The 17,114-nt window shown below is 31.0% G+C and carries 12 protein-coding genes; all 12 read left to right on the forward strand.

Annotation, left to right across the window (positions count from 1 at the left end):
• The first annotated feature begins 6 nt into the window (after positions 1-6).
• The 12 genes from ABDZ93_RS10005 (at position 7) to whiA (ending at position 17,114) form a co-directional block, all read left to right on the forward strand.
• A complete protein-coding gene (locus tag ABDZ93_RS10005; protein ID WP_343825988.1) occupies positions 7-1,311 on the forward strand; it encodes a PDZ domain-containing protein in 1,305 nt (434 codons plus the stop codon).
• Between the two features lie 28 nt (positions 1,312-1,339).
• On the forward strand, positions 1,340-3,325 hold the full coding sequence (gene uvrB / locus ABDZ93_RS10010) for an excinuclease ABC subunit UvrB (RefSeq protein ID WP_343825990.1): 1,986 nt from the start codon (positions 1,340-1,342) through the stop codon (positions 3,323-3,325).
• A 10-nt stretch (positions 3,326-3,335) separates the two neighbouring features.
• The gene (gene uvrA, locus ABDZ93_RS10015) at positions 3,336-6,161 is read left to right on the forward strand and encodes an excinuclease ABC subunit UvrA (protein WP_343825992.1); all 2,826 of its coding nucleotides are present in this window, start codon (positions 3,336-3,338) and stop codon (positions 6,159-6,161) included.
• Between the two features lie 70 nt (positions 6,162-6,231).
• Positions 6,232-6,660, forward strand: coding sequence for an FHA domain-containing protein (locus tag ABDZ93_RS10020; protein WP_343825994.1), 429 nt, complete (start codon positions 6,232-6,234; stop codon positions 6,658-6,660).
• Between the two features lie 16 nt (positions 6,661-6,676).
• A complete protein-coding gene (locus tag ABDZ93_RS10025; RefSeq protein WP_343825996.1) occupies positions 6,677-7,993 on the forward strand; it encodes an FtsW/RodA/SpoVE family cell cycle protein in 1,317 nt (438 codons plus the stop codon).
• The gene (locus ABDZ93_RS10030) at positions 7,986-9,404 is read left to right on the forward strand and encodes a peptidoglycan D,D-transpeptidase FtsI family protein (RefSeq protein WP_343825998.1); all 1,419 of its coding nucleotides are present in this window, start codon (positions 7,986-7,988) and stop codon (positions 9,402-9,404) included. The genes ABDZ93_RS10025 and ABDZ93_RS10030 overlap by 8 nt, the downstream gene beginning before the upstream one ends.
• Before the next feature lie 124 nt (positions 9,405-9,528).
• Complete coding sequence (uvrC, locus tag ABDZ93_RS10035; protein WP_343826000.1) at positions 9,529-11,391, forward strand: excinuclease ABC subunit UvrC; 1,863 nt, start codon at positions 9,529-9,531, stop codon at positions 11,389-11,391.
• Between the two features lie 157 nt (positions 11,392-11,548).
• Entirely contained in the window at positions 11,549-12,472 is a 924-nt protein-coding gene (gene murB / locus ABDZ93_RS10040; protein WP_343826002.1) for a UDP-N-acetylmuramate dehydrogenase, read from the forward strand.
• 24 nt (positions 12,473-12,496) lie between these two features.
• The gene (locus ABDZ93_RS10045) at positions 12,497-13,681 is read left to right on the forward strand and encodes a pyridoxal phosphate-dependent aminotransferase (protein WP_343826004.1); all 1,185 of its coding nucleotides are present in this window, start codon (positions 12,497-12,499) and stop codon (positions 13,679-13,681) included.
• Between the two features lie 253 nt (positions 13,682-13,934).
• Entirely contained in the window at positions 13,935-14,819 is an 885-nt protein-coding gene (rapZ, locus tag ABDZ93_RS10050; RefSeq protein WP_343826005.1) for an RNase adapter RapZ, read from the forward strand.
• On the forward strand, positions 14,816-16,159 hold the full coding sequence (locus tag ABDZ93_RS10055; protein WP_343826007.1) for a gluconeogenesis factor YvcK family protein: 1,344 nt from the start codon (positions 14,816-14,818) through the stop codon (positions 16,157-16,159). The genes rapZ and ABDZ93_RS10055 overlap by 4 nt, the downstream gene beginning before the upstream one ends.
• A gap of 4 nt (positions 16,160-16,163) precedes the next feature.
• Entirely contained in the window at positions 16,164-17,114 is a 951-nt protein-coding gene (gene whiA / locus ABDZ93_RS10060) for a DNA-binding protein WhiA (RefSeq protein ID WP_343826010.1), read from the forward strand.

The raw sequence follows: 17,114 nt of genomic DNA on the forward strand, positions 1-17,114 counted from the left end.
AAAAGAATGGAACTTTTAAAGTATACTTTGCAACAGGTGTCCTATGCTATTGTGGAGCCATCTTATGCATTTATATTAATAATGATGGCTGTTGTATTCTATATGAAAAATAAAAGAACTACGGTAATGGAAAGATTAATTATGGGTAAAAATTCATCTTCCACTTTTGAACTTACTGTGTCACAAATAGTTATGGGAATATTAGGAGGTGTTTTAGCTAGCTTAATTCTTACATTTTTGGGAATTGCTTTTTATGAAACTTCTAATATATTTCTGATATTTATCTTATCAGTAGCGTTAATGTTCTTTAGTCCTAAACTAGTTTGTTTTTCTTATTCTGGATCTATTCTAGGGCTATTATCAATACTGTTGTATTTTATATCATTAATTATGGGAAATCCAAGTTTAGATGTGATAAAAATAGATATAACTAATTTATTGGTGTTAATTGCAGTAATGCATATTGTTGAAGGATTATTAGTAATCTTTGATGGTAAAAGAGGAGCTATACCCGTATTTGGATCAAGAGATAAAAAAATCATAGGTGGATTTGCGTATAGAAGACAATGGATATTACCAATGATAATATTACTAATGGTACAGGCCACCAGTGCAAATACAGTCATGGGTGGAAGTGTAAATACTCCAGAGTGGTGGCCAATTATTAATCATAGTAAAAATGTATCGATTTTTGCTACTATGGTAATTGGTGCACTACCTATTTTTGCAGGAGTTAATTATGCTACAGTAACATTTACAAAAAGCAAAAAAAATAAGCCCATATTTTCAGGGTTGCTTATTTTAGGATATGGTACTGTGCTAATTCTATTATCTTTCCTAGGAGATATAAATAAAATTTTAGATGTGATAATTCTTACATTAATGCCTGTATTACATGAATATATGTTATATATTGATCGAGTAGCAGAAAAAAAGGGTAAAATAAAATATGTGAGTAATGAAGAGGGCGTATGTGTTTTAGATGTAGCACATGATTCTATAGCTAGAAATATGGGAGTTAAAATGGGAGATTTAATATTAGAAATAAATAATATTAAATTATATAAGGACGAAGTTATATTTAATTTGTTAGAAAGTCTTCCAGACATTATAAAAATGAAGGTTAGAAGAGAAAATGGAAATATAGAAGAGTTAGAATGTAAAGTTAAAAATAATAAAGAAAAGTTAGGGATTGTTATAGTTCCGAGGGAAGTTCCTAAGCAGGTTACTGTAGCAAAGCCGGACAATTCTAGTTTTTCAGATATACTAAATAAAATTAAAGAAAAGAAAGATAACAACGATAAAGAATAATTTTTAGAACAATGTGGGGTGATGTATCATGGGTCAGTTTAAGATTCATTCAAAATTTAAGCCAACTGGAGATCAACCTGAGGCTATAGATAGTATAGTTAAAGGAATGCTTGGAGATAAAAAATATCAAACTTTACTTGGAGTAACGGGATCAGGTAAGACATTTACTATGGCAAATATTATAGAGAGGGTTCAAAGACCAACTTTAATTATTGCTCATAACAAAACCTTAGCGGCTCAATTATGCTCAGAATTTAAAGAGTTTTTTCCGGAAAATGCTGTAGAATATTTTGTATCTTACTATGACTATTATCAACCAGAAGCTTATGTAGCTCAAACTGACACGTATATAGAGAAGGATGCATCAATAAATGAGGAGATAGAAAAGTTACGTCACTCAGCTACCTCAGCGCTGATAGAAAGACGAGATGTTATAGTTGTGGCTTCTGTATCATGTATATATGGACTAGGAAATCCAGAGGACTATAAAAAGCTTACTGTATCTTTACGAGAGGGTATGGTTAAAGATAGAAATAGTGTTATTAGCCAGCTTGTGGATATTCAATATGAAAGAAATGATATAAATTTTGTTAGAGGAACCTTCAGAGTAAGAGGAGATGTGCTAGATATATTTCCAGCATCATCAACTAATAAAGGGATAAAAGTTGAATTCTTTGGAGATGAAATAGACAGAATCCGTGAGTTTGATGTACTTACAGGCAACATAATTAGTGGAAGAAAGCATGTATCTATATTCCCAGCATCCCACTTTGCTACATCAAAGGAGAATTTAGAAAGATCTATCTCTCAAATTGAATTTGAATTAGAAGAGAGATTAAGGGAGCTAAAGGATGAGGATAAGTTATTAGAAGCTCAAAGGTTAAAACAACGAACAAATTTTGATGTAGAGATGATGAGAGAAGTAGGCTATTGTACTGGAATAGAAAATTATTCTAGAATATTAGATGGAAGAGTAAAAGGAACACCACCGCAAACTCTTATTGATTATTTCCCAGATGATTTTCTCTTCTTTGTAGATGAAAGTCATGTTACACTGCCACAAATTAAGGCTATGTATGGAGGCGATAGGTCTAGAAAGACATCTTTAGTAGAGTATGGATTTAGACTTCCATCAGCCTATGATAATAGACCACTTAAATTTGAAGAGTTTGAAGAAAAACTAAACCAAGTATTATTTGTAAGTGCTACTCCTGGATCTTATGAAAAAGAGAATTCGGAGAATACAGCAGAGCAAATAATAAGACCAACTGGATTATTAGATCCTGAAATTATAATAAGGCCAGTAAAGGGTCAAATAGATGACCTATATGGCGAGATTAATAGAACTACTGAAAGAGGGTTTAGAACCTTAGTTACAACTCTTACAAAGAAAATGGCAGAAGATTTAACTAAATACTTAAAGGAGTTAGGAGTAAAAACTACTTACTTACATTCCGATATAGTTACTATGGAAAGAATGAAAATTATACAGGAACTTCGTAAGGGAGATTTTGATGTATTAGTTGGGATAAACCTTTTAAGGGAAGGATTAGATATTCCAGAAGTAGCTCTGGTTGCTATATTAGATGCAGATAAGGAAGGATTCTTAAGGAGTGAAACATCTTTAATTCAGACTGTAGGTAGAGCTGCAAGAAATTCAGAGAGTAAAGTAATAATGTATGCTGATAATATGACTAATTCTATGGAAAGGACTATAAATGAGACAAATAGAAGAAGAAGTATCCAGGAAGCATATAATGAGGAGCATAATATGGTTCCTAAGACTATAATTAAAGAAATAAGAGAAGTTATAGAAATTTCTACGGTAGCAGAAGATGAAGCTTCATATACCAGTGAAGCAAGTAGTGATTTGCTTTTAGATAAGAAGGAGTTAGATAAGCACATTACTAAACTAGAAAAAGAAATGAAAGAAGCAGCTAAGGACTTACAATTTGAAAGAGCAGCAGTTTTAAGAGATGAGATAGAGCGTATGAAGAGAGATTTTAATTTGTAAAGGAGAAACTATGAGAAATAGTATTTATATAAAAGGTGCAAAGGTGCATAACCTTAAAAATGTAGATTTAGAAATACCAAGAGATAAATTTGTTGTTTTTACTGGACTTTCAGGTTCAGGGAAATCTTCTTTAGCTTTTGATACTCTTTATGCAGAAGGGCAAAGAAGATATGTGGAGTCTCTTTCGGCTTATGCGAGACAGTTTTTAGGCCAAATGAATAAGCCGGATGTAGAGTATATAGAGGGTCTATCACCAGCTATATCTATTGACCAAAAGACTACAAGCAGGAATCCAAGGTCTACAGTAGGAACAGTTACTGAAATTTATGACTATTTAAGACTGCTTTATGCAAAGATAGGGGTACCTCATTGTCCTAAATGTGGTAAGGAGATTACTCAGCAGACTGTAGATCAAATGGTAGATCAGGCAATGGCTTTGCCAGCTAGAACCAAGGTTCAAATTTTAGCACCTATAGTTACGGGTAAAAAAGGAGAACATGTAAAGATTATTGAGAACATAAAAAAAAATGGATATGTTAGAGCTAGAATTGATGGCGAACTTATAGATTTAGAAGATGAAGATATTAATCTAGAGAAGAATAAAAAGCATACTATTGAAATAGTAATAGATAGAATAGTTATTAAGGATGGAATTGATTCAAGAATTACTGACTCTTTAGAGTCAGCACTAAAATTAGGTGAAGGTATAGCTATTTTAAATATTATTGACGGAGAAGATATACTTTTAAGTGAAAAATTTTCATGTGTAGATTGTGGAATAAGTATTGGTGAAATTGAGCCTAGAATGTTTTCCTTCAATTCTCCCTTTGGAAAGTGCGATGAGTGTGATGGACTTGGAACTTTAATGGAGATAGATGAAGATTTAGTGATTCCAGACAAAAGTAAATCCATACTAGCAGGAGGAATTTTAACTTTAGGTGAAGGAAGTCTAAAGGAAGATTCGTGGACTCGTGCCATATTAGAAGCTCTTGCTAAAAAAAGAGGATTTACTCTAGACACTCCTATAGAAAAACTATCAGAAGAAAGTTTAAATGCTGTTTTATATGGAACAAATGGAGAAAAACTACGAATAGAGTATACAAAGGAATTTAAAACTGGAATCTATAATTATGCTTATGAAGGTATAATAAACAATTTAAAAAGAAGATATATGGAAACTAACTCAGATTACATAAAAAGGGAAGTAGAAGAGTATATGAGTGATAATCCTTGTCCAAAGTGTAAAGGAAGAAGATTATCTAAAGAAGCTCTATCTGTTACTGTAGGTAGTAAAAATATAAGTGAGTTTTGCACTATGTCTATTTTAGAAGAGCTTGATTTTGTGGATACACTAAAATTATCTAAAAAGGATGAAATTGTAGCAGCTCAAGTATTAAAGGAAGTTAAGAGTAGACTTAGCTTTTTAAAAGATGTAGGACTTAGTTATCTTAACTTAAGTAGAGCAGCAGGTACTTTATCAGGAGGTGAAGCCCAAAGAATTAGATTAGCTACTCAAATTGGGTCTAGCTTAATGGGAGTTTTATATATTTTAGATGAACCAAGTATTGGACTACATCAAAGGGATAATGATAAATTAATAAAGACCTTAAAGCATCTTAGAGACATTGGAAATACTCTAGTTGTAGTTGAGCATGACGAAGATACTATGAGAGAAGCAGATTACTTAGTAGATATAGGTCCAGGAGCAGGAGAGCATGGAGGAAAAATAATAGCTGCAGGTACAGTAAAACAAGTTATGAAGTGTAAAGAATCTATTACAGGCCAATACTTAAGTGGGCGTAAAGCTATAGAGCTACCTGATAAATATAGAGTTATGGATAAAAGTAGAGTTATAAGAATCAAAGGTGCAAAGGAAAACAACTTAAAAAATGTAACTGTTGACTTTCCATTAGGGCTATTTACATCTGTAACAGGAGTTTCTGGGTCAGGAAAAAGTACCTTAGTTAATCAAGTTTTATATAAGGGTTTAAATAGAAAATTAAATAATTCTAAGAAGCTACCAGGAAAACATGATGAAATTATAGGTTCTGAACAGATTGATAAGATTATAAATATAGATCAAAGTCCTATAGGGAGAACACCTAGAAGTAATCCTGCTACATATACAGGGGTATTTGATTTAATAAGAGAAATTTTTACTATGGTTCCAGAGGCTAAAAGTAGAGGATATAAACAAGGCCGTTTCAGCTTTAATGTTAAAGGTGGAAGATGTGAAGCTTGTAAAGGGGATGGAATAATAAAGATAGAAATGCAATTTTTATCTGATGTATATGTTGAATGTGAAGTATGTAAAGGAAAGAGATATAATAGAGAAACACTAGAGGTTAAATACAAAGGAAAAACTATTGCAGATGTTTTAAACATGACTGTAGAGGAAGGCCTTGATTTTTTTGAAAATATACCTCGTATAAGTAGTAAACTTCAAACTCTTATGGATGTTGGACTATCCTATATAAGATTAGGTCAACCATCAACCACTTTGTCAGGAGGAGAAGCTCAAAGGATAAAGCTTGCCTATGAATTATCCAAAAGAAGTACAGGGAAAACTTTATATATCTTAGATGAACCGACTACGGGATTACACATTGATGATGTTAGTAAACTTATAAAAATTCTTCAAAGACTTGTAGATGGAGGGAATACTGTCATAGTAATTGAACATAATTTAGATGTTATAAAGAGTTCAGATTATATTATAGATTTAGGGCCAGAAGGCGGAGATAAGGGAGGAACTATTATAGTTAAAGGAAATCCTAAAGATGTAATTAAATGTTCTAAATCATATACAGGACAGTACCTAAAAAAGATGATATAATTACTTATAACTAGCATCATGATTTATAATGATGCTAGTTATGTTATATATGTATAAAGGAGTTTTGTTTATGAATATTTTAAAATTCGCATTGAATTTAGGAATAATAGCTATAGTTTATTTTATTATAATCTATGCTTTAAAAATAATGTATACAGATACTAAATCAGTGGGTAAGAGAAGAAATAAAGCTAGAAAGGCTACTTCTGGATTAGAAATAATAGTAGCTGGAGAAAACACAAACTTAAAAAATGGAGGAATACTGCCAATAGTGGATAACTTGACTATGGGAAGAAAAAGTGATAATACAGTAATCTTAGATGATAGACATGTTTCATCTCATCATGTTAAAATTTTTAGAAGAAATAATGAGTATGTGTTAGAAGATTTGGAGAGTACTAATGGAACTAAGGTCAATGATGTTAGGATAAAGAATTCCCTTATATTAAAATCGGGGGATATAATAAAGGTGGGAACTGCTACCTTTAAATTTATGTAGTTACTAGGAGGCACATATGAAGGGTATAAAACAAGAAAAAAGAGTGCTTAGATTTACTTATTTACTTGTAATGGCACTATTTTTTAACGTAGCAATTCTAACTCCAACTATTGATAAGGGAGCAATATTTATAGGAGCAATAATATGTAGTTTATTATGTTATTCCCACTTTGTAATAAGAAGATTTTACCCAGATGGTGATAAATTCATATTACTATTTTCAAATATTCTTGCTGTTATAGGTATTGCCATGATATATAGATTGGATTTGCCCATATCAGGAGGTAGTTATATAGCAGAAGGAACTAGAAGCTTTTTAACAGCTAAACAAATCATATTTTTTGCTTTAGGTATGACTATGTTTATATTAGTAGTTGTAATACTTCCAGATTTAAAAAGATTTAGCAAGTATAAATATGTATATCTAATAATAACATTATTATTTATGTCCATGGGTACCTTTTTTGGAAAGGAACAATTTGGAGCTAAAAACTGGGTAAATTTCTTTGGATTTGGTTTTCAACCCTCTGAGTTCGGGAAAATTGCCTTAGTAGCTTATCTTGCTTCAGCATTAAAGGATTATGAAAAGCCTTCAAAATTTTGGATTAAGATAGGAAAGGCAATTGGTTTTAGAAAAGAAAGTTCATATAAATTTATAAGTCTAATAGAGCCTGCTTTGGTAATGATGATATCATTATTATTTATGCTAGCTCAAACAGACTTGGGATCAGCATTGATTTTCTTTGCCATAGCACTTACTATGCTTTATATTGCTACATCAAAGAAAAAATATGTAATAATAGCATTACTTTTATTTGTAGTTGGAGGTGTAGTAGGATATTTCTTATTTTCTCACGTTAGAGTAAGGGTAATGATATGGCAAAATCCTTGGAAGTATGGATATGATGAAGGACTTCAGCTTGTTCAATCACTTATAGCCATAGCTAATGGAGGCTTCTTTGGAGTGGGACTTGGAAATGGATATCCAGGATATATTCCAGTAGTTGAATCAGACTTTATATTTGCAGCTATTTGTGAAGAGTTAGGGTTACTTATAGGTTTTGCAGTTATAATTTTAAATTTTCTTTTATTCTATAGATGTATAAGGGCTGCACTTTATACTGAGGATAAATTCTCAAGGTTATTAGCTGTTGGGTATAGTACTATGATAGTATCTCAAACTTTAGTAATTATTGGTGGAGTAACTGGAGCTATACCTCTTACAGGAATAACTTTACCTTTTGTTAGTTATGGAGGAAGTTCTATGCTTATAAGTTATCTTTCATTAGGTATAATACAAAAAATATCAGAGGAGAGTAATAATTATGAATAATCTACAAAAGAATATAAAAAATGTAATGATTGTATTTCTGTTATTATTTATTGCTCTAATCTCTTATATAAGTTATAGTACATTATTCAAAAGTGAAGCAGCTTTAGATAGTGTTTATAATAAAAGAAATCAAGCAGAAAAAAATAGAGTCCTAAGAGGAACTATTTATGACAGAGATATGAATGCTTTAACTACGGGTGAAAAAACCGGAGAGTTTTCTCAAACAAGAGAATATGTTGGAGGAGTAGCTTTCTCTCATGTGGTTGGATATAATGATGAAAAGTATGGGGCTAGTGGAATTGAAAAGAAATTTGATAAAGAACTTTCAGGACAATCAGTGAATTCTATAAAGGATGTATTTTCCAATAAGAAAGATGAGAATAAAGTTGGGAATCATGTAGTAACTACCTTAAATTCTCAGTTACAACAAAGAGCCTTTGAAGTTTTAGGTAATAGAAAAGGTTCAGTAGTAGCATTAAATCCTAAGACTGGAGAAGTTCTTGCTATGGTATCAAAACCAAGTTTTGATGCAAATACAATACAAGAAGATTTTGAGAAGTTATCTCAGCAAGAGGATACTCCTTTCTTGAACAGAGCAGTGTCAGGACTTTACCCCCCAGGCTCAACTTTTAAAGTAGTTACAGCAATAAGTGCTTTAGAAAATATGTCAGATGTAACTAGTAGAACCTTTAATGATGAGGGTAAAATTAGCTTTAATGAAAGTGAATACTTAGAGAACTATAAGGGATATGCCAATGGAAGTATTGGACTTAGAACAGCTTTTTTAAAGTCTAGTAATGTGGTATTTGGTACTCTAGCTATGGAACTTGGAAATAACAATTTAAAGAAAACAGCAGAAAAATTCTTCTTTAATAAAGATATTCCATCAGAAACTCTTACAATTGATAATAGTATTTTTCCAGAATATAAAAGTGAAGAGGTTGGTAATATAGCACAAAGTGGTATAGGACAAAGTGGAGTACTAGCAAGTCCTATGGAAATGGCATTAGTTGCTAGTACTATAGCTAATAATGGTGTAATGATGGAACCTAATGTAGTAAAGGAAATCATAAATCCAGAAGGAAAAGCAGTAAAAAGCTATGAACCAAAGGAAGTAGCAACAGTTACAACTCCTGAAAATGCAGCATTGCTAAAAGAATATATGAAAGCTGTTGTAAATGAGGGAACTGGTCAGGCTGCAAAATTATGGGGAGTTCAAGTATCAGGAAAGACTGGAACTGCAGACCATGATTCTGGAGACAAGGATCCACACACTTGGTTTATCGGTTTTGCAGGCTATGATGAACCAGAAATAGCCTTTGCTATAATTGCAGAAGAAGGTGGAAATGATAGCTTTAATGCTAGTGCTATGGCAAAAGAGCTTATGAAAGCTTATTTTAATACAAACTAATTAGGAAACTTTTAGAATGTATTTATATAGGATAAATCATGGATGCCAATTAGTAGATAGAGATGAAAATAGAAGTATCATACTAAAGATAAAACAACTTTTGGATGAGAAGTGAGGTGATTTAATGTTTGATTTTCAGTATCATCTAAAAAATCTTCCAGACAATCCTGGAGTTTATTTAATGAGAAATTCTTTGAGAGAAGTAATATATGTAGGAAAAGCCAAAAACCTTAAAAACAGAGTAAGACAATACTTTCAGAATTCTAAAAATCATAGTGAAAAGGTTAGAGCTATGGTTAAGAACATAAGTGAATTTGAGTATATAGTTACAGATTCAGAAGTAGAAGCATTAATACTAGAATGTAATTTAATTAAGAAATATAGTCCTAAATATAATATTTTACTAAAAGATGATAAATATTTCCCTTTTATAAAAATTACTAATGAAGAATTTCCAAGGGTATTAGTTACAAGAAATTATGGAAATGATTCATCTAAATATTTTGGACCATATACGGATGGAAGTGCAGTATATACTATAAACGAACTTATAAAGAAGGTATTTCCTCTTAGAACATGTAGGAGAGTTATAAAAGAGGATGGCCCTAAAACAAGAGTATGTCTTAACTATCACATTAAGCTATGTAGTGGACCTTGCGAAGGATTAATTTCCAGAGATGAATATAAAAGAATCATTAATGATGTAGTAGATTTACTTACAGGTAAGGATACAAAGATTACTAGTAAGATTAAGAATGAAATGGAAGAAGCAGCAGAAAATTTAGATTTTGAAAGAGCAGCCTCTTTAAGAGATAAGTTGATAGCCATAGATAAAATAAATGAAAAGCAAAAGATTATCAGTAATAATTTTGAAAATGAAGATTTTATAGGTATTTCTCAAGATGAAAAAGATAGTTGTATTCAGATTTTCTTTTTAAGAGATGGTAAAATCGTTGGAAGAGAAGATTTTATTTTAGACAATACAGGAGGAGAAGAGCCTGCCTATGTCATAGAAGAATTTATTAAAAACTTTTATGGTGGAACTGCATTTATACCTAAGACTATATACGTAAGTCATTGTGATGAGATTGATGTCTTAGAGCAATGGTTATCTATAAAGAAGGAATATAGAGTGACTATAAAAGTTCCTCATAAAGGAGAAAAGAGAAAAACTCTTGATATGGTAGAAAAAAATGCTAGTCATGCTCTTGAAATGTTTAAGATTAAGCATAAAGTAGACAAGGAACTTAATAATGTAGCTCTATCTGAAATTCAAGAAGTACTTGAATTAGATGAAACACCTAATAGGATTGAGGCCTATGATATATCTAATATTATGGGGATGGATTCTGTAGGAACCATGGTAGTTTTTCAAGATGGCGTAGCTAAAAATAGTGATTATAGAAGATTTAAAATAAAAACCGTAGAAGGTGCTGACGACTATGGCTCTATGCGAGAGATATTAACAAGAAGATTTACCCATGGGTTAGAAGAAATAAAGAAAATAAATAATAATGATATGAACTTTAACTCAGGTAAATTTTCTATTTTTCCTGATTTGATTATGATGGATGGTGGAAAGGGACAGATTAATATAGCACTTCAAGTATTGGAGGAGTTAAATATTAATATACCTGTATGTGGTATGGTAAAGGATGATAAGCACAGAACAAGAGGCCTTATTTTTAACAATAAGGAAATCTTGTTAAATCCATCGTCTAAGGCTATGCTTTTGGTTACCAGGATTCAGGATGAAGTTCATAGATTTGCTATTACCTATCATAGAACTTTAAGAGATAAACGTACTTTATATTCCATATTAGATGAAATACCTAAAATAGGAGAAAAGAGAAGGCGTGAGCTTCTAAAGAAATTTGGTAGCATTGAAAATATAAAGAAGGCTACCTATAAAGAGTTAATGGCTACACTTTCTATGGATGGAAAAGCCGCCGAAAGCATAATTAATTATTTTAAGAAAAATAGTTAATTATCATATGTAAGCATAAAAATATTGATTAGAATATTTTTAGTATAATATTATAAGAATAGTGTATTTAAAAATGAAAGAAATATGTAATAACTGTTGATATATATAATGTAAGTATTTTATACTTAATATATAATAATATAGTAAGGGGTATACAATGAAATTAAAGGATAGTTTTATAAGAAGTGTTATAGATGTAGCAGGACATGAAAATGTAAAAATAGATGAACCAATGAAGAATCATACTTCTTTTAAGGTAGGTGGACCGGCTGATGTATTAGTTTACCCTTCTAATTATGAAATGGTTAAAGACTTAATTAATATATGTAAAGAAAATAAGGTGGATTATTTCATATTAGGAAATGGCTCTAATCTCATAATAAGAGATGGAGGAATAAGAGGGGTAGTCATAAAACTTGGACATATAAATAAAATAGTAGTAGATGAAAATCTATTATCTGCACAATGTGGTGCTAAGCTATATTCAGTTGCAGACCAAGCTTTAAAGAATAGTTTATCAGGACTAGAATTTGCATCAGGGATACCAGGATCCATTGGAGGTGCTACTGCTATGAATGCAGGTGCCTATGATGGAGAAATGGCAAAAGTAATTGAAAGCGCGTTAGTTATTGATAATGAGGGAAATATTAGAGAATTAAATAAAGAAGAACTAGAATTTGGATATAGAAATAGTGCAATTTTAAAATATAGCTATATAGTTTTAGAAACTAGAATGAGATTGTCTAATGGAGATAAGGCTTTGATCAAGGAAAGAATGGATGATCTGGCAGAAAGAAGAAAAAGTAAGCAACCGCTAGAATATGCATCAGCAGGAAGTACATTTAAAAGACCGGAGGGATATTTTGCAGGTAAGCTTATTCAAGATTCAGGGTTAAAGGGTACTAGCGTTGGGGACGCTGAAGTATCCGAAAAACATTCAGGATTTATCATAAATAAAGGCAATGCAACTGCAAAGGAGGTTTTAGATCTTATTGAAGTTGTAAAAGCTAAAGTTTATGAAAAATTTAAGGTTGAATTACACACTGAAGTTAGAATTATAGGTGAAGATAGTTTAACCTAATATAAAAAATAGGGAGATGGGGATATGATTTCAGAAAAAATGGTTGGTTATGTTAAAGGTAGTTCTTTAATTAGAGCTATGTTTGAAGAAGGTAAAAGACTGGCATCAATTTATGGTTCAGAAAATGTTTATGATTTCAGTTTAGGAAATCCAAATCTTGAACCACCAAGTACTGTAAAGGAGGCAATTGTAGATATTTTAAACAATGAACCGAATACTATGGTTCATGGCTACATGAGTAACTCAGGATATGAAGATGTTAGAGAAACTATTGCCAACTCAATAAACAAAAAGTTTGATACAAATTTTTCAGAAAAGAATATAGTTATGACTGTAGGAGCGGCAGGTGGTTTAAATGTAATTTTTAAAACTCTTTTAAATCCAGAAGATGAAGTAGTAGTATTTGCACCATATTTTGGTGAATATAGAAGTTATGCTGCTAACTATGATGGAAAGCTTGTAGTAGTAGCACCAAACACTACAGACTTTCAACCTAATTTAGATGAGTTTAAAAGTAAAATTACTGATAAGACTAAAGCTGTTATAATTAACTCACCAAATAATCCTACAGGAGTTGTTTATTCAGAAGAGACTATTATAAGACTTACAAGTATACTAAAAGAGAAACAAAAGGAATTAGGAACTGATATATATTTAATTTCTGATGAGCCTTATAGAGAGCTTGTATACGATAATATTGAGGTACCGTATTTAACAAAGTATTATGATAATACAGTTGTTGGATATTCCTATAGTAAATCTCTTTCATTACCAGGAGAAAGAATTGGATATTTAGTTATTCCAAATGAAGTATCAGACTTTGAAAACGTTGTCTCAGCTGCTAATGTAGCTACTCGTATTTTAGGATATGTAAATGCACCATCACTTTTCCAAAGAGTAATAGCTAGGTGTTTAGATGATAAAGTAAATATTGATTTTTATAATAAAAATAGAGAACTACTTTATAGTGAACTTACTTCTTATGGATATGAGTGTATAAAACCAGAAGGTGCTTTCTACTTATTTGTTAAGTCACCTATAGATAATGACATTGAATTCTGTAATATGGCAAAAAAATATAATATTCTAATAGTACCTGGAACTTCTTTTGCGTGTCCGGGATATATTAGAATTGCTTATTGTGTAGCATATACCACCATAGAAAATGCGTTACCTGGATTTAAATCATTAATTGAATCTATAAAATAAATTTTTAATTATAGAAAGTAATGTGTAAATTCTAAAAATTTCATGCAAAAGATATAGGATAAATAAATATTTATCCTATATCTTTTTTTAGTAATATAAATTACTATATGATATAATTAATGTGTATAATATATAGATATTAGTGTTCATAATTATTAAAATTTTTAATTTGAAGGAAGTATAATTATGAATAAAAATTAAATTTGATTTACAAATTTTACTGGAATTAAATATGCAAAAGAGGTGTGATAGAATGAAATTTTTGATAGTTACAGGTATGTCAGGAGCAGGCAAGACACAAGCAATAAGATCTCTTGAAGATTTAGGATTTTACTGTGTTGATAATTTACCACCAACTCTTATAATAAAATTTGCTGAAGTATGTTTTAAAACTGAAGGAAAAATAGATAAAATTGCTATAGTAGTAGATATTAGGGGCAGAACTTTTTTCGATGATTTATTAGGGAGTTTGTCCACTCTTGATAAAGAAGGATACTTATATGAAGTATTATATCTTGAAGCTACAGATGAAACCTTAGTTAAAAGATATAAAGAATCAAGAAGAAAACATCCTCTTGCACCAGATGGAAGGATTATTAATGGTATAAGCATAGAAAAGAAAAAGCTAAAAGGGATAAGGGAAAGAGCTAGTAAAATAATAAATACATCAAAACTTACAAATAAGGAGCTTAATGAAGAAATAACTATGACCTATGGAGATGAGGGTCAAATTGAGAGTCCTTTACTCATTAATGTAATATCATTTGGATTTAAATATGGAATACCTTTAGATGCAGATTTAGTTATGGATGTAAGGTTTATTCCTAATCCATATTATATTGCTGAGTTAAAGCCTTTTAGCGGATTAGATAAGCCAGTAAAGGATTATGTATTATCTAAAGTTGAAACACAGCAATTTATAGAAAAATTTATAGATATGCTTAAATTTTTAATTCCTAATTATAAAATAGAAGGAAAGAGACAGTTAATCGTTGCGATTGGATGTACAGGTGGGAGACATCGTTCTGTTGCTATTGCAAATAAAATATATGAGACTTTAAACCATCAGGGGAATAGTGTAACTATAGATCATAGAGATATAAATGAGGATGTAAGTAGAGGAGCTGGAAAGCGATGAAGCTTAAGGACGGATTAATGCCTGGATTGGGAATTAAGAGATGGATATGCCAAATTATATTAGGTGTATTTTTAATTTCCTATGCTATAATTGAGCTCATAAGAAAATGGAATGAAGGTATTTCTATAAAGATATTTCTAGTAGCGATACTAGTTTTAGGGTGTGTATTGACCTATATAAGTTTAGAAAAGTATACTAAAAAAGTAATAGATATAATAAAGTTCGAAGCCTTAAATTTTTCAATGGGAAAGAAAAATTTTGATGATGATTTTTTCAAAAATAGTATATTAGTAAAGGGACCTAAAGTAGTAGTTATTGGAGGAGGAACAGGGCTTTCCAATATGCTTAGTGGACTGAAAAGATATACTACTAATATAACTGCAGTAGTTACAGTAGCTGATGATGGAGGCGGTTCTGGAGTACTGAGGCAAGATTTAGGAATGTTACCACCAGGAGATATTCGTAACTGCATAATAGCTTTAGCAGATACGGAACCTTTGATGGAACAGCTATTTAGATATAGATTTAAGGATGGTTCTTTAGAAAATCAAAGTTTTGGGAATTTATTTTTAGCGGCTATGAATGGAATTTCCAATAATTTTTTAGAGGCCATTAAAAAAACTAGTGAGGTTTTAGCGGTAACTGGGAAAGTACTACCTGTTACTCTTGAAAATGTGCAGTTATATGCAAAATTAAAAAATGGGGACATAATAAAAGGTGAGTCTTCAATACCTACTGAGAGCTTAAATAGAAAATCACCTATAGATAGAGTATTTATAGAACCTAAAGATGCCAAGGGAGTTCAAGAAGCTATTGATGCTATAAGAGATGCAGATGCAGTTATATTAGGACCAGGAAGTGTGTATACTAGTATAATCCCTAATCTAATGGTGGGTGATATAAGAGAGGCTGTAAAGTCCACTAAAGCATTAAAGATTTATGTATCAAATATAATGACTCAACCAGGTGAGAGTGATAACTTTAGTGTTCAGGATCATATAAGAGCTATAATGGAACATTGTGAAGGTATGCCTATTGATTATGCTATTGTGAATAAAGGACTTACAAAGGAAGAAGAAAATATAAAAGAAAAATATTTGCAAAAAGGCTCAACCTTTGTTCAACTTGATCATGATGATAAAGAGAAGCTAAATGTAAAATATATAGAATTTGATATGATAAAGATTAAAAAAGAACTCATAAGACATGATGAGGATAAGCTTGCTAAAATACTTATAGAGACTATATTAAAGAAAAAAATGATTAATGATGAGAAAAGAATTTTTGAATATATATATTTATCACAGAGATTAAGAAGAGAAAAAAAGGATAGGGAGTAGAGAGATGTCATTTTCACTAAAGGTAAAAAATGAAGTATGCAGAAATAGTGAGTTATCTAAAGATGAAATAGCTGCTCAATTATCAGCTATAATGAAATCCAGTGGAACCTTAGGTTTTGGATTTAACAGAACTATTACCTTTAAGGTAGTAACTGAAAATCCAGCTATAGCAAGATGGATTTTTAAAAACTTAAAGGATTTTTTTGATATTCATACTAAATTATTAGTAAAGAAAAGCAATTCGTTAAAGAAAAATAATATATATATGGTTTTAATACCAGAAGAAGTAAATGTAAAGGGACTCCTTCAGGAATTGGGTATAATTGAGAAGGATGGTTTATTTAATATACACTATGGAGTACCTGATGAAGTTATAAAAAATGAAGATTGTAAAAGAGCATATATAAAGGGAGCTTTTTTAGGGGGAGGAAGTATTAGTAACCCGGAGAAAACTTACCATTTAGAATTTGTCACTCATGACCAAGATTATGCAAATGAGCTTAGTGACTTGATTAATAGTTATAAGCTTAATTCTAAGGTTATACAAAGAAAAAATAGCTTTGTTATATATTTAAAAGAAGGGGAACAAATAGTCGACCTTTTGAATATCATAGGTGCTCATAATGCATTACTAGAGCTTGAAAATATAAGAATCATGAAGGAAATGAGAAATAACGTAAATAGAATTGTTAACTGTGAGACCGCAAATCTTAGTAAAACTGTTAATGCAGCTGTAAGACAGGTTGAAAGTATAAAACTTATTCAAAGTGAAATTGGACTTGATAGACTACCTAAAAACTTAAAGGAGGTAGCTAAGTTAAGGCTTGACTTCCCAGATGAATCTTTAAAGGAGTTAGGAGCTATGTTAAATCCACCTGTAGGAAAATCAGGAGTAAATCATCGTCTTAGAAGAATTGAAAAAATAGCAGATGAACTTAGGAAAGAGGGTAGATAG

It is taken from the genome of Clostridium subterminale (assembly GCF_039521425.1).
GTDB classification, from domain to species: Bacteria; Bacillota; Clostridia; order Clostridiales; family Clostridiaceae; genus Clostridium_J; species Clostridium_J subterminale.

Excerpts from the sequence above, each read along its gene's own strand:
- ABDZ93_RS10005 (WP_343825988.1), top strand. The coding sequence starts at position 7 with ATGGAACTTTTAAAGTATACTTTGCAACAGGTGTCCTATGCTATTGTG.
- uvrB (WP_343825990.1), top strand. The coding sequence starts at position 1,340 with ATGGGTCAGTTTAAGATTCATTCAAAATTTAAGCCAACTGGAGATCAA.
- uvrA (WP_343825992.1), top strand. The coding sequence starts at position 3,336 with ATGAGAAATAGTATTTATATAAAAGGTGCAAAGGTGCATAACCTTAAA.
- ABDZ93_RS10020 (WP_343825994.1), top strand. The coding sequence starts at position 6,232 with ATGAATATTTTAAAATTCGCATTGAATTTAGGAATAATAGCTATAGTT.
- ABDZ93_RS10025 (WP_343825996.1), top strand. The coding sequence starts at position 6,677 with ATGAAGGGTATAAAACAAGAAAAAAGAGTGCTTAGATTTACTTATTTA.
- ABDZ93_RS10030 (WP_343825998.1), top strand. The coding sequence starts at position 7,986 with ATGAATAATCTACAAAAGAATATAAAAAATGTAATGATTGTATTTCTG.
- uvrC (WP_343826000.1), top strand. The coding sequence starts at position 9,529 with ATGTTTGATTTTCAGTATCATCTAAAAAATCTTCCAGACAATCCTGGA.
- murB (WP_343826002.1), top strand. The coding sequence starts at position 11,549 with ATGAAATTAAAGGATAGTTTTATAAGAAGTGTTATAGATGTAGCAGGA.
- ABDZ93_RS10045 (WP_343826004.1), top strand. The coding sequence starts at position 12,497 with ATGATTTCAGAAAAAATGGTTGGTTATGTTAAAGGTAGTTCTTTAATT.
- rapZ (WP_343826005.1), top strand. The coding sequence starts at position 13,935 with ATGAAATTTTTGATAGTTACAGGTATGTCAGGAGCAGGCAAGACACAA.
- ABDZ93_RS10055 (WP_343826007.1), top strand. The coding sequence starts at position 14,816 with ATGAAGCTTAAGGACGGATTAATGCCTGGATTGGGAATTAAGAGATGG.
- whiA (WP_343826010.1), top strand. The coding sequence starts at position 16,164 with ATGTCATTTTCACTAAAGGTAAAAAATGAAGTATGCAGAAATAGTGAG.